The sequence below is a fragment of the Vibrio sp. 1069 genome (genome assembly GCF_033340555.1).
This window is the reverse complement of sequence record NZ_JAWOWP010000004.1, coordinates 148,951-163,038: the sequence shown is the minus strand read 5'-3', so window position 1 is coordinate 163,038 and position 14,088 is coordinate 148,951. Positions and strand designations below refer to the sequence as shown.

Sequence of the window (14,088 nt, the reverse complement as noted above, 5' to 3'; positions counted from 1 at the left end):
TTCAGGGCGATTTTATTTGTAATGAGGGAATGATGAACACTCTTCTATCGCAAAAATGGATGCGCTTACTTATTGTCCTACCATTACTGAGCTCGATCTTTGGCTGTACACAAAAATTCAATGACGTATCCGCTACCGTCCAAGAAGCTTATGGTAACTACATCGATGTTGAACTAACGCCAGAAGAAATTGAAGCAGTACCTTATGCCAGTGCTTACTTAAAAATTGGTAACCAAAAACAGGTTTTTGTAGTGTTAGCTTTCGCCGAACCAAATCCATTAACCGGCAATACACAACTAAAGTGGGTCAGTGCAGACAAAGCAATGGTAGTAACAGAGAACGGACATATTGTTAGAACCATTGGTTTACAAACGACCAATCTAGCGGGTATTTATGGCAACGTTCCTGCCTACTCAGCGCTCTCTGTGCAATATTTTCTTTCTTACGATTGGGCTGACAAATACCGTTATGGGTTCCCGGCTAAAGTCCAACGTTCTCGTCAAGGTAAAGAAACCGTCATAACCCCTATTTCATCTACCTCTACTGATGTTTATACCGAGGTTGTAACGTTTACCAGCTTAGAAAAAAGTGTAGAGAACCAATACTGGGTAAACGGTAAAGGTGAAGTAGTGAAAACACGTCAACACTTAGGTCCAAACATGGTGCCTGTTGAATTGACGATTCTGAAAGGGTATAGCAAATCATGAATAAGCGACTGCTATCTTTATTAAGCCTAACTTTAACGGCAACGATTCTGGCGACACCGACTACCGTTCAAGCTCAAAATCACACCTCACCACCGCTCAATATAGAACTTGTCGGAACGGGCAAAGCATTGCAATTCCAACAAGCGGCACGTTTAGAGAGCGTACTTAAGCATGCACAAGAACAACAAATCGCCCTGCAATACCCTTTAGCTGTGACTCTATTTGATAATTCCGAATCAGCAGTGCAAAGAAGTACTGCCTTAAAGAGTTCGGTGTTAAACCAAATGATTCAACATAATTTAGTTGCGCACCCATTTTACAAGTTTATCCAACGAAGCCAGTTTGCACCTCGCGTGCTGTCGGCCATTGATGTTGATCGCATCCGTCTGGATAAATTTGATAACCCTCTTTTACAAGGTCAACTTGCGTTAAGTGCACCAAAACGCAAAGAGAAAGTGTTGTATGTGGGTAACTTAGAAAAAGTCTACGCAGTAGAAAACCAAGCGGGTATCGCTCTGCATGAACAGGTCGATAATCTACGTTCAGGTGATATTGGTGAGCTCGCCTATCCGCCAATTCTAATTTACCCGGATGGCAAGGTTATTCATCCTCACCATGGCAGTTGGTTAACCACTCAATATTACTTGCCGCCACTTACCATTGTGTATATCCCATTTGATGAGTTCGAAAAATCACAAATGGATAAAGACATTGTCGCTCTGCTTGCACAACGTAAACCAACCTCATCGAAGAACTAGACATGAACCTGATCAGAACCAGTTTATCCCTTTCTTTAATGGGTCCAGCGTTGGTGTGGGCTCAAGACATACCTTTTGAAGTGCCGCCATTGCAACCATCACAAATGGACTTTGGTGGTGTCGGCTTAATGCAGATGCCTACAGGTCGTATGGCACCTGAAGGCGAGTTTAACTTTGCTATTACCGGTAGCGACGAGTACCTATTTTACAATGTGACTTTGCAAGTGATGCCATGGCTAGAAACGACCATTCGTTACACCATGGTGAACGATCTTTTCTACAGCAACGATCCGAGCTTTTCGGGTGATACCAAGTACACCGACAAGGGAATCGACTTTAAAGTTCGCTTGTTAGAAGAATCCGAGTACCTGCCAGAGCTTTCGGTTGGTGTGCGTGACTTTGCAGGCACCGGTCTTTTTGATGGTGAGTTTGTTGCTGCGACAAAGCGTTACTCTAACCCAAACCTTGGTACCTTTGATTTCACTTTGGGTATGGGCTGGGGCTACTTAGGTACGCGCGACAACATCAGCAACCCTGCATGTAAGCTGTCCGATAGTTTCTGTGAACGCCCTTCTGATTACAAAGGTAATGGTGGTAGTGTGGATTTTGAACGTTGGTTCAAAGGTTCTGCTGCACTCTTTGGTGGTGTCGAGTATCAAACTTTGCACGCGCCACTGCGATTTAAGCTTGAATACGACAGCAACGATTACAGCGAAGATTTCCCAGTGGTACGTGGTGGTGTAGACATGACACCTCATACGCCTTGGAACTTTGGTGTTCTATATCGTTTAGGACATATGGCAGATTTGCGCTTGAGCTACGAGCGCGGAGATACGTTAGTTGCTGGCGTGAGTCTTTACACTAACTTCAATGATATGCCGTCTTTCTGGCGTGATACACCAACACCAGAAGTTGAAGACAAGCAACCAGAACAACTGTCTGATGTAGATTGGGAACGTGTTACCGAGGAGCTGGATAAAATTGCTGGCTACCAAAATACCCAACTCTATGTTGAAGATAATACCGTTTCGGTTGTTGGCGAGCAGAAAAAGTATCGTGATCGCAATGAAGCTCATGAAAAAGCGGCGGCAGTCCTTTATAACGAAATGCCAGACAACATTGATACCTTTACTATCAATGAACGCAGTCGTGGTCTGATCGGCGATCAAACGGTTATCTCCAAAGAGAAATACCGTGACTTTGCAGAAGTTAACTACATCAATCCAAATATCGAAGATGCAACATCGACCTCAAGCGATAAACCGCAAGGTAAACCTGCTTACGATGGTTTTGAGCGCTTTGATTGGGGCTTTTCACCAAAACTGGCTCAGACCTTAGGCAACCCAGAAGAGTTCTATCTGTTCAGTGTCGGTTTAAGTGGTAGCGCGTCTTACTGGCTGACAGATAACCTAGAAATTGGTGGCTCGCTATACTGGGATTGGTACAACAACTACGACAAGTTTAACTACGTCACCCCACCAGACGGCACTTCGATTCCTCGTGTACGTACCATGTTCCGTGCTTATCAAAATGAACACGCGGTAACCATGTCCAACCTACAGTTAACTTGGTTCCAAGAGTATTCAGATACCATGGACCAGCAATTCTACGCGGGCTATCTGGAGAGCATGTTTGCCGGAGTCGGTACCGAGTTTCTTTACCGACCACAAGGAGCTAACTGGGCGATTGGCGCTGACGTTAACTTAATTTCTCAACGTGATCCACAAAGTTACTTCGGTGTTTACGATGAGAAATGGCAAAATGTGCCAGAATATGGACGTCCGTTCCAAGTTGTAGATAAAGGCTTTACTGGTTTTGTGTCGGGTTATTACTACCCTCAATGGGATTTCCTACAAGATTTGATGATTCAAGTTGATGTTGGTCAGTTCCTAGCGGGTGATATCGGTACACAAGTGAATGTATCTAAACAGTTCAAGAGTGGTGTCATTGCAGGTGCATTCGCATCAATCAGTGATTTGTCGGCTGACGAATTCGGTGAAGGTAGCTTTACTAAAGGCTTCTACATTTCGATTCCATTCGACATCATGACCGTTAAGCCAAGCAACAACCGTGCGTTCTTTAGCTGGCAACCATTGACTCGCGATGGCGGTCAGAAGCTAGGTCGTAAGTACAGCTTGATTGAGCTGACGGATGAGCGTAATCCTTGGTATCAACGCCCAAATACGTCAAACGCTAAATAACAGCCTACTTGAGGGAGCTTCGGCTCCCTTTTGTTTATTCCTCCCCCAAGTGCTCTATACCTTTCCTTTTCCTTCCAATAGCGCTAATTTCTGTTTCTTGCTAGAATTCCTGAGAAAATTTTAATCTATGGTGGAAGTCTTATGATCATCGTAACTGGTGGTGCTGGCATGATCGGCAGCAACATTGTTAAAGCACTAAACGAAACTGGTATTAACGATATCCTGGTTGTCGACAACCTAAAAAATGGCAAAAAGTTTAAGAACTTAGTTGATCTGGACATCACAGATTACATGGATCGTGACGACTTTCTGACCCAAATTATGGCGGGCGATGATTTTGGTCCGATTGAGGCAATTTTCCACGAAGGTGCTTGTTCTGCAACGACTGAGTGGGATGGTAAGTACATGATGCTAAACAATTACGAGTACTCTAAAGAGCTGCTGCATTACTGTTTAGATCGCGAGATTCCATTCCTATACGCTTCTTCAGCAGCCACTTACGGCGATACAGAGACTTTCGTTGAAGAACGCGAATACGAAGGCGCACTGAATGTATACGGTTACTCGAAACAGCAGTTTGATAACTACGTTCGTCGCCTATGGCAAGACGCTGAAGAACATGGTGAGACCCTTTCTCAAATCACTGGCTTCCGCTACTTCAACGTATATGGCCCACGTGAAGACCACAAAGGTAGCATGGCATCAGTTGCGTTCCACCTAAACAACCAACTTAACGCAGGTGAAAATCCTAAATTGTTCGCGGGCAGCGAATCATTCAAACGCGACTTCGTTTACGTTGGTGATGTATGTAAAGTTAACCTGTGGTTCTTAGAAAACGGCGTATCAGGCATTTTTAACTGTGGTACTGGCCGTGCTGAATCTTTTGAAGAGGTAGCAAAAGCAGTTATCAAGCATCATGGCAAAGGCCAAATTGAAACCATCCCATTCCCTGAGCACCTAAAAGGCGCTTACCAAGAATTCACACAAGCGGATCTGACCAAACTGCGCACCGCAGGTTGTGATGTTGAATTCAAGACAGTTGCAGAAGGCGTTGCCGAATACTTAACTATCCAAAACAGTTAAGCACCACAAGGTGGTAGAACCATAACCTGCCACCTTTACTCAAGTGCAATAGCCTGTATCATTCCTAACTATCTTTTTCTCATTTAAACCACTTCGCCCGTACACGAATAGGTAACTAGACACGCCATGACCATAAAACGTGATGACTTCGACCCCAAAGCATATAACCCTGAGTTTAAGCGCCACTTTCTGTCGCCTAAGTACTGGGGCACGTGGTTAGGTGTTATCTTATTTTCACCTTTATCATTAATGCCACTGGGTTTACAAAAGTGGTTGGCGAAAACCATAGCCAAAAAACTGTCTAAATCCCACAAAGGTCCAGCTCACCGAGCGAGGGTGAACTTTGAGCTGTGTTTTCCGGAAAAGTCGTTCCAAGAACGTGAAGCTTTGATAGAAAAAACACTCTACACAGCAGCCATGTTCTTTTTTCGCTTCGGGTTACTAAGTTTACGCTCACCAAAGTGGCTTCAGAACCGTTGCCAAATTCGCGGCCTAGACATTTTACGACAGCACATTGATAACAACGAAAATGTGATTTTAATGGTTCCCCACTCTTGGGCAATTGATGTGCCTGCTATCTTGCTCGCTTCAATGGGAATGCCAGTGTCTGCAATGGCGAAGAAACAAAAGAATGATGTTGCTGACTGGCTGATGCACAAGCAAAGAGTCCAATACGGTGGTCGTGTTTATGAACGCTCAGGTGGCATTAAGCCTTTTCTGAAATCCATTCGAGATGGCTATGTAGGGTATTATCTACCCGATCAAGATCACGGCCCAGAGCATAGTGTGTTTGTAGATTTTTTTGCTACACGTAAAGCAACACTACCTGGTTTAGGCAAAATTGCGAAACTATCACGCTCAAAAGTACTGCCTCTATTTGCGTCGATGAACACTGAAGATGGTACGTTTGATATTGAGATTTTACCGGCGTTTGAGCTGGATAAAGGCGAAGAGCAAGACGCTCGTACCTGTAATGAAGCCATTGAATACTTTGTCGGTGATAAACCCGAACAATATATGTGGGTATTGCAGTTGCTGCACTCTCAAGAAGACGGCAGTAACTATTACAATTTGTTTAAACCAAGATATAACAGCGACTGGAAAGTGTAATGAAAGTCATAGTTATCAGTTTAAAGCGCTCTGTCGAACGAAGAGAGCGTATTGCATCACAATTAGAAGCGTCAGGAATAGAGTTTAGCTTTTTGGATGCCGCTGACGCTCAACAAGGAAACTTCCCTTTATCTGAACGTAGAAACGATCAACTAACAAAAAAAAGATTTGGTTATAAACTTGTTGATAGCGAAGTTGCTTGTTTTTCCAGCCACCTTCAAGCTTGGCAGATCGCAGCTGAATCCAGTGCTCCTTTGTTGATATTAGAAGATAACTGTGATCTTACTGATGAATTTTTTGAGTACTTTAAACATCTGCCAAAGATCGCGGTTGAGTTCGATTTTTTAAAGCTATGCGCAACAAGCCCAAAGAAGTATAAAAACATCAAAGCTTTTGATTCAAAAATAAAAATCATCCGTTATTACAGAAGAACGTGTGGAATTATGGGCTATATCATTTCACCAAAAGCTGCACAATCATTCATTCACAATGCTGCTCAGTTTATCGAGCCTGTCGATGATTATATGGAAAAACCATATAAACACGGTATTTTCACATACTGTCTCAAACCTGATTTAGTTGTTCGAGCAAAAATAGACTCAACTATTGGCAGCTCAAGGAAGAACAAACAAGGTATAACTCTTATCGACAAGCTTTATATTGAGTCTTTTAGGCTTTATGAACAAATAAAAGACTTTTCTATGAGAGCACCGGATTAAACCATGAAAATACTCATTATTGGCCCTTCATGGGTTGGCGATATGGTGATGTCACAATCACTATACAAAGTCATTAAACACCAACACCCAAACTGCACTATCGATGTCATTGCTCCTGGATGGTGTAAACCGATTCTTGAGCGTATGCCAGAAATCCACCAAGCGATTGAAATGCCTATCGGTCATGGTGAATTTAACTTATTAGGCCGCAGGGAAATTGGTAAATCATTACGTGAAAAGCAATATGACCACGCCTATATCTTGCCTAAATCAGCGAAATCAGCACTGATCCCATGGTTTGCCAACATTCCTCTTCGTACTGGCTGGAAAGGAGAAATGCGCTATGGTTTATTGAATGACTTACGCCCTAACATGAAGTCTTTTCAGTACATGGTAGAGCGCTATGTAGCGTTAGCTTATCCAAAAGCAGAAATGGTGGACTCTAATTCTCTTGGCGGGCTTGAAACCTTACCTCGCCCTCGCCTTGCAATCAACGCGGCAGAGCAACAAGCCACGCTCAAAAAGTTCAACTTAGCCCAAGACCAACCAACCATTGGACTATGCCCAGGAGCAGAGTTTGGTCCCGCCAAAAAATGGCCCGAAACACACTACGCTGAAGTTGCGACGCAAATGGCTCGATCTGGGCATCAAATCTGGTTGTTTGGTTCTCAAAAGGACTTAGAGACTTGTAACAATATTCGCGCACTTGTTCCGACGCAATTCCATGAGCACATTCATGTTCTAGCAGGCCAAACCAGCTTAATTGAAGCAGTCGATCTCCTTGCTGCATGTAAGACTGTTGTCGCGAATGACTCAGGCTTAATGCATGTGGCAGCTGCGGTTGGTTGTAATGTTGTTGCCGTGTATGGCTCAACTTCACCGAAGTACACCCCCCCACTCGCAGAAAAAGTGGAGATTGTTCATACCGATATTGATTGTCGCCCTTGTTTCCAGCGTGAATGTCAATACGAACACCTCAAGTGCTTGACAGAACTTTCGCCTAAGCAAGTGCTAGATAGTATCCAAAAACTTGACGCCATTACGATAAGCTCATGTTAGTTCGTATTGTTTATACCTTACTACTCGCTCTAGCGTCACCGCTGCTTTTATTTGGTTTGTACAAGAGCAAACCAAATAAGCCTAAGTTCGGCTCTCGCTGGAAAGAGCACTTTGGTATCACTCCCAAGCTAAAAAGCAACGACAAACCTATTTGGATACATGCCGTATCTGTTGGTGAAAGCATAGCAGCAACACCTTTAATTAAAGCCCTTAAGGAACAAAACCCCGAACAATCTATTCTAGTTACTACAACAACAAGTACCGGAGCTGAACAGATTGCTAAGTTGGGTGATTTAATTGAACACCGCTATATGCCAATTGACTTTGGGTTTGCTATCAAAGGCTTTCTTAAAGCAGTGCAACCAAAACAGATGTTGATCATTGAGACTGAGCTGTGGCCAAACACACTTCACAATATTCACAAAGCGGGTATCCCTATAACTGTCGTGAATGCGCGCCTATCTGAAAAATCATGTCAGAACTACGCCAAAATACAGCGGCTTTTTAACCAGCTTCATCCATGCCTAACTCAAGTACTCTGCCAAACAGATTCAGATGCAGAGCACTTCGAACGCTTAGGCGTTGAGAAAAAGAAACTATCCGTTACTGGCTCGATTAAGTTCGATATTCAAATATCAGAGCAAGTGAAACAACAAGGACAACAGCTTCGAGCCCAGCTTGGAAACGATCGTCCGATTTGGATTGCAGCTAGCACCCACAAAGGCGAGGACGAACAGGTATTAGATGCACATAGACAAGTTTTAAAATCTCATCCAAATGCTTTACTCGTTTTGGTTCCTCGCCATCCAGAACGATTTGATGATGTCTTCACGCTTTGCCAACAGCAAGGCTTTAACACTGTGCGTCGTACTTCAACACATTCAGTAGAGACTAATACTCAAGTATATCTCGGCGATACTATGGGCGAGATGCTAACTTTGATGGGCGCTGCGGACATCTGCTTTATGGGTGGCAGTCTAATCGGAGATAAAGTCGGTGGACACAATGTGTTAGAGCCAGCGGTTTTGGGCGTTCCAACCATAACCGGACCTAGTTTTTTCAACTTTGAAGATATTGTCGTCACCATGAAGAAAGAAGGTGTTATAGATATTGCCCAAAATTCTCAGGAAATTGCACTTTATACAGCACTCTATATGAGTAACAAAAATCAACGGAATGAAATAAGTAGCAAGTTAAAAGCATTTACGTCTAAAAGATGTGGGGCTTTAAAATCCACAATCCAGAAGCTTAACGCTATAAATGGTCAGTAAATTTTATAATATAAAATTAACATTTAAGCCAAGCATTGAGCATACACATAAAGCTTAGTAATAAAGTGGTGCCTTGATAACAAATAAGCCATCACATTGAGTTCTCAAAGAGCTGTCAAAATGAAATTTATTGATAAAGTAAGTATAAGCAAGATATCCCTACACGAATGGCTAATATCCACACCAGTAATATGGGTTTTTTCGAGTCAACTAGTAAACTCTGATTCTTACAAAGCGATGATCGTACTGTCAGTAATTTCTCTAATTAGTTCAGTTTGGAACTATGGTTGCAAAACAATCATCCATAACATCACCAAGAATAGGTGGACTCAAGTTATTGGCATAATGTTATTATCAACTATATTTTATAAAGAATACAATAGTTCAATCTCCAACGACTCCTTGCGTGCTTATGCAATCATGTTTGTCTTCCTTGTTTCTTTTCCAGATAAACTATCGGACAAACTATTTCACAATCTTCACTGGCTTTTGCTTATTTCCAGTTTATTCATGTTAACGTACACCACTCTTAACATGTATATTTGGAACAATCCTAGAGCACTATGGGATATAAACCCTATACCATACACAACAATTTCCGCAGCTGTGGCAACTGCCTCGATATGTTACTTTTTAACTACTAAAACAAAAGAAATTCGAAATATAAGTCTAATAGCTTTTATATTTAGCTTTAATTCATTGGTAATAAGCCTTTCAAGAGGACCATTTTTAGCTTTACTCTGCTCTTTATTTATTGTTGTTATTTTCACTCAAAGACAGAAATGCCTTAAATATGGTAGGTTGCTATCTATTATTACTGTCGCTATTTTATCTTTCACAATTCATTCTTCTCTTGTTTCCGAGAGAGTAAAAAGCACCGAAAATGCGATTGAAACAATCAAACAAGGTGGAACAGACACATCGATTGGAGCAAGAATAAAGTTATGGCATTCAAGTGTCTATTCGATATTTGAGAAACCGATATTCGGTTTGGGCAGTAAAGAGAAATCATTTCGAGAAACGTTAGCTAATAAAGGCATTATTGAGCAAGATACAGCTCAATGGGGGCACTACCACAATCAATACATCAATACTCTTGTAAAACAAGGCCTAGTAGGGCTGGCACTACTTATCGTATTATTTTTCTTCCCTTTATCACAGGTACGAAAATTAGACACACTGCCGGCAAGCATTGTGCTTGGTGTATTAACTATTTTCTGGGTTTCAGCTTTTACGGACATACCTATAAATCATGCTCAGCCACTCATAATGTTCATCGCACTCATATCTTTATGTTGGATACAAAGTAAAGAAGAATAGAGTGAACACTAAGAGAAAGTTTATAAAACGCTACGTTCTAAATTTTTTACCTAAAAACGGCCCATGAGATACTCGAAGGCCGCTTTCATTTTTAACCTACGAGCCTCTACAGGTTAGCTTTCCAAACAAGATCGCATATTCCATCAGTCGGCTTAAAACCTGTTGGAGCTTCAAGCAATATGCTCCGAATTTTATCATGCTCAAAGTTATGACAAGCTTCATCTAACTTGCAGAGTATGTCTTGGTACTGATCAAGCGGTAAGTAGGTCTCATGAGCGGTCATAATACGCTCATGGCTAGTTTTCTTGACATTATCTCCAATCAATAGCTCCTCATAGAGCTTTTCACCAGGTCTTAAGCCTGTACAGCGTATTTCGATATCACCATCAGGATTCTCATCATCTCTTACCTCCAGCCCCGAAAGATTAATGAGGTTTTTAGCTAAGTCGATGATCTTCACAGACTCTCCCATATCAAGTACGAATACGTCCCCTCCTTTACCCATTGCTCCAGCTTGAATAACCAACTGTGCAGCTTCTGGAATGGTCATAAAGTATCGAGTGATCTCTGGGTGAGTCAGAGTGATCGGGCCTCCATGCTCAATTTGCTGCTTGAACAAAGGCACAACAGAGCCGGATGAACCGAGAACATTGCCGAAGCGAACCATACAGAACCTTGTACCTTTAGCGTCATGAAGTTGCTGCTCAGCGAGTGCCTGTAAGCCTAGCTCAGCTAAACGTTTCGTGGCTCCCATAACATTTGTCGGCCTCACAGCTTTATCGGTTGATATCAATACAAAAGACTCGACACCACTCTCGATTGCGGCCATGGCGGTGTAGTACGTACCAAAAACGTTGTTTCTAACGCCCTCTACAACGTTGTGCTCAACTAATGGAACATGTTTGTATGCTGCAGCATGGTACACCGTGTTTACTTTAAACGCGTTCATCACAGCCGATAAACGATTTTGGCGTTGGATGGAGCCAAGCAAAGGTATCACCTCTGAATCTAATCCTTCATTCGCAATGTAACTATTTAACTCTTTATCTATCTGATACAACGCAAACTCTGAAAGCTCATAAAGAACCAGCTTTCTTGGTTTATTCTTAATAATCTGGCGACATAACTCAGAACCAATAGAGCCTCCCGCCCCAGTCACCATTACAACTTTACCTTTAATATTCGCTTCTAACAGTTTCTGGGTTGGTGCGACTGGTATACGACCAAGCAAATCCTCTATCGCTACCTCTTTTAACTCGTCTATCTTTACAATGCCTAAGACAAGATCATCCAAGTTTGGAATTGTCAAAACATCAATCCCCATTGTAGACAGCAGAGAAGCAGCTTCCGCTTTCTGTTTTTTCGGCGCTGAAGGAATGGATAAGATCGCTTTTTGAATACCGTACTTACGCTTTAAGCCTGCAATATTCTTGGGTGAGTAAACTTTAACGCCAACAATCGTTCTTCCAACTAGAGTTGGGTTATCATCAATAAATGCTTTAGCATTGTACAACTCACCTTTTTGCAACATTACAACCAATTGCCGTCCGGCTTTTCCTGCACCATAAACAATGATGTTTTCTTTACCTTTCGATGAAGCCCCTTCAATAAGACTTACAACAACAAACCTCGAAAAGAAGGTTAAAATGAAAGAAAAACAAAAGAATAATATTGGTAATGTTCGCGGCAGCATTACCTGATTAAAATAAGAGGTAAAACCTAAAAAAAGTACGACAATACATAATGAGCTTACAATTAACTTTGCAATACTATTCATCGCATGTCTTAGCACGTGTTTGTAAACACCTCGAATCCAACAGATAAAGACAAAGAGAGTAGCGGATGAAATAGATAGGTATAAGTAGCTAGAGTAATCTATCAAGTACTCTAGCTGATAAAACCTTGTGAAAACTGCCATCCAAAAGGACAGTAATATAAAGTTAAAATCGGAGAGGGCTACTAACGTATCCTTCACTCTACGTCTCAAAAAAAACTCTTTCATTACGACCAACTTGAGCTTACTCATGCATTTCGTACATGAGAATACATATTGTTAATCAGTCATGAGCATAAACCCATGACTGAATACACTAATCAATAAACTCTCTAAACCAAAGTTCAACTGCCATTAAAGCTCGAATCTCTCGAGTATTATTTGAGGTGCCTTTACAATGATTTTCATAAAGCTCTTGGACAAAATCATGGTTGAAAATTCCTCTTGATTTGGCTTTTTCGCTAAATAAGAGATCGGAGACCATGTCCTTTAAGTCCGTTTTGAGCCATTCGCCAATTGGAACTGTGAACATTTGCTTTTTACGGTAAGCTAACTCCTCGCCTATCAGGTTAGATACAGTCTTTTTGAAAATGTACTTCGTCTCACCATCGTGTAGTTTTAATTCACCTGGAATTGAAAAAGCTAGCTCAATCATTCTAAAGTCTAGAAATGGAGCACGGTTTTCAATAGAGACCGCCATTCCCATTCGGTCCGGTTTAACCAAGTTATTTCCAGGCAGTAATAGCTTGGTGTCTATATATAAGGCTTGGTTTACTCTGTCCTGATGCTTTACTTTCTTAAATGCTTGTTTCGCAAAGTAGTGACTGTCTACCCCAGCCAAAGCTTCCATCATAGAATCGCTGTATAGCTTACTCTTCGATGTTTGTTGGAATAGCGAAATACTTTCCAAAAACTTAATCTGAAACTCTTCGTCACTTAGCGAGTCAGTGTCTGAATCAAAAAAGTTTTTGTATTTATCATATCCCGCAAACAGTTCATCAGCCCCATCGCCTGTTAAAACCATTTTCACTTCTTTTGAAGCAAGTTCTGCGACTTTATACGTCGGCATAAATGAAACATCACCATGCGGTTGATCGCAATGATATGTTGATTTCCCCCACAAGTTCAGGAGGTTTGCTTCTACTTTTTCGCAAACATGCTCAGTATTGAACCTGTTGGCCGCAGCCTCTGCGTAGGGGGATTCATCGTACTTTTTATCATGAAACCCAATCGAAAATGTTTTGACTGGTTGTTCTAAATGCTTCGCCATATACCCAACAACGGAGCTTGAATCTACTCCTCCAGATAAGAACGCACCAAACGGGACATCAGCTCTTAAACGAAGTCGAACTGCATCATCTAAAGTCGTGTCCAATTGCTCAATCCAGGCCGCTTCACTTGCTTCTTCTGGATTGACATCAGCGACATCCCACCAAGAGACTTCTTCAATGCCTGAATTAGAAATAGAGAGGTAGCTTCCCGGCATGACATGCTCCACACCAGAAAACATTGTCATGGGTGGTACCACATAATTGTAAGAGATATAACTATCTAATGCTTTCTTGTTTAGTTCTCTTGGAATACCTACCTTCAAGATTGATTTTATTTCCGAACCAAAGGCCAACATTCCGTTGTGATTTGCATAATATAGTGGCTTTTCTCCAACGCGATCACGAATGAGAAACATAGTGTCTATGCGCTTATCGTAAATACTGATTGCAAACATACCGTTTAGCATTGAAATGAAGTCAATACCGTACTTTTGGTAAAGTCTTAACAATACTTCTGTGTCACATGTTGTTTTACACTCGAAAGGGGTCCCAGCAAGTTTTTGAGCAAGTTCAACATGGTTAAATATTTCACCATTTTGAACTACAACAATATCGTGCTCATCAGAATAAAAAGGCTGTTGTCCGTGCTCTAAATCTAAGATTGCTAATCTCTGGTTTCCGAGTGCTCTACCTTCCCGGTGGTAATACCCCATGCCATCAGGTCCTCGATATACAATCGCCTCCCCCATGGCACGCACCGTTTCTTCGCTTAAAGAACGATTAGAAAAGTCGAAGTAACCGAAAATACCGCACAT

The 14,088-nt window shown here is 41.8% G+C and carries 11 protein-coding genes; 9 read left to right on the top strand and 2 right to left on the bottom strand.

The features are described 5' to 3' along the window. The first annotated feature begins 32 nt into the window (after positions 1-32). The 9 genes from R7040_RS08695 (at position 33) to R7040_RS08655 (ending at position 10,228) form a co-directional block, all read left to right on the top strand. Positions 33-707 carry a YjbF family lipoprotein gene (locus R7040_RS08695; RefSeq protein WP_262647171.1) on the top strand — a complete coding sequence of 225 codons (675 nt, stop codon included), beginning with the start codon at positions 33-35 and terminating at the stop codon, positions 705-707. Beyond that, entirely contained in the window at positions 704-1,465 is a 762-nt protein-coding gene (locus R7040_RS08690; protein ID WP_205390649.1) for a capsule biosynthesis GfcC family protein, read from the top strand. Before R7040_RS08695 ends, R7040_RS08690 begins: the two co-directional genes overlap by 4 nt. A 2-nt stretch (positions 1,466-1,467) precedes the next feature. Next, entirely contained in the window at positions 1,468-3,666 is a 2,199-nt protein-coding gene (locus R7040_RS08685; RefSeq protein ID WP_205390648.1) for a YjbH domain-containing protein, read from the top strand. Between the two features lie 141 nt (positions 3,667-3,807). Continuing rightward, a complete protein-coding gene (gene rfaD, locus R7040_RS08680) occupies positions 3,808-4,749 on the top strand; it encodes an ADP-glyceromanno-heptose 6-epimerase (protein ID WP_046874091.1) in 942 nt (313 codons plus the stop codon). Positions 4,750-4,875: 126 nt separating this feature from the next. Continuing rightward, positions 4,876-5,859 (top strand): lauroyl-Kdo(2)-lipid IV(A) myristoyltransferase, encoded by a 984-nt coding sequence (gene lpxM / locus R7040_RS08675; protein WP_064377035.1) that lies wholly within the window; start codon positions 4,876-4,878, stop codon positions 5,857-5,859. After that, positions 5,859-6,578 carry a glycosyltransferase family 25 protein gene (locus R7040_RS08670; RefSeq protein WP_043035972.1) on the top strand — a complete coding sequence of 240 codons (720 nt, stop codon included), beginning with the start codon at positions 5,859-5,861 and terminating at the stop codon, positions 6,576-6,578. The genes lpxM and R7040_RS08670 overlap by 1 nt, the downstream gene beginning before the upstream one ends. Positions 6,579-6,581: 3 nt before the next feature. Next, positions 6,582-7,637 (top strand): lipopolysaccharide heptosyltransferase II, encoded by a 1,056-nt coding sequence (gene waaF, locus R7040_RS08665; protein WP_064377034.1) that lies wholly within the window; start codon positions 6,582-6,584, stop codon positions 7,635-7,637. Beyond that, positions 7,631-8,908, top strand: a complete 1,278-nt coding sequence (gene waaA / locus R7040_RS08660; RefSeq protein ID WP_064377033.1) for a lipid IV(A) 3-deoxy-D-manno-octulosonic acid transferase — start codon at positions 7,631-7,633, stop codon at positions 8,906-8,908. Before waaF ends, waaA begins: the two co-directional genes overlap by 7 nt. Positions 8,909-9,028: 120 nt before the next feature. Further along, a complete protein-coding gene (locus R7040_RS08655) occupies positions 9,029-10,228 on the top strand; it encodes an O-antigen ligase family protein (RefSeq protein WP_064377032.1) in 1,200 nt (399 codons plus the stop codon). 106 nt (positions 10,229-10,334) lie between these two features. Here the strand turns inward: R7040_RS08655 and R7040_RS08650 are convergent, their stop codons facing one another. Together R7040_RS08650 and asnB are read right to left on the bottom strand one after the other, a co-directional pair. Beyond that, positions 10,335-12,254, bottom strand: coding sequence for a polysaccharide biosynthesis protein (locus tag R7040_RS08650; RefSeq protein ID WP_064377031.1), 1,920 nt, complete (start codon positions 12,252-12,254; stop codon positions 10,335-10,337). A gap of 64 nt (positions 12,255-12,318) precedes the next feature. Next, positions 12,319-14,088, bottom strand: coding sequence for an asparagine synthase (glutamine-hydrolyzing) (asnB, locus tag R7040_RS08645; RefSeq protein WP_064377030.1), 1,770 nt, complete (start codon positions 14,086-14,088; stop codon positions 12,319-12,321).

Excerpts from the sequence above, each read along its gene's own strand:
- R7040_RS08695 (WP_262647171.1), top strand. The coding sequence starts at position 33 with ATGAACACTCTTCTATCGCAAAAATGGATGCGCTTACTTATTGTCCTA.
- R7040_RS08690 (WP_205390649.1), top strand. The coding sequence starts at position 704 with ATGAATAAGCGACTGCTATCTTTATTAAGCCTAACTTTAACGGCAACG.
- R7040_RS08685 (WP_205390648.1), top strand. The coding sequence starts at position 1,468 with ATGAACCTGATCAGAACCAGTTTATCCCTTTCTTTAATGGGTCCAGCG.
- rfaD (WP_046874091.1), top strand. The coding sequence starts at position 3,808 with ATGATCATCGTAACTGGTGGTGCTGGCATGATCGGCAGCAACATTGTT.
- lpxM (WP_064377035.1), top strand. The coding sequence starts at position 4,876 with ATGACCATAAAACGTGATGACTTCGACCCCAAAGCATATAACCCTGAG.
- R7040_RS08670 (WP_043035972.1), top strand. The coding sequence starts at position 5,859 with ATGAAAGTCATAGTTATCAGTTTAAAGCGCTCTGTCGAACGAAGAGAG.
- waaF (WP_064377034.1), top strand. The coding sequence starts at position 6,582 with ATGAAAATACTCATTATTGGCCCTTCATGGGTTGGCGATATGGTGATG.
- waaA (WP_064377033.1), top strand. The coding sequence starts at position 7,631 with ATGTTAGTTCGTATTGTTTATACCTTACTACTCGCTCTAGCGTCACCG.
- R7040_RS08655 (WP_064377032.1), top strand. The coding sequence starts at position 9,029 with ATGAAATTTATTGATAAAGTAAGTATAAGCAAGATATCCCTACACGAA.
- R7040_RS08650 (WP_064377031.1), bottom strand. The coding sequence starts at position 12,254 with ATGAGTAAGCTCAAGTTGGTCGTAATGAAAGAGTTTTTTTTGAGACGT.
- asnB (WP_064377030.1), bottom strand. The coding sequence starts at position 14,088 with ATGTGCGGTATTTTCGGTTACTTCGACTTTTCTAATCGTTCTTTAAGC.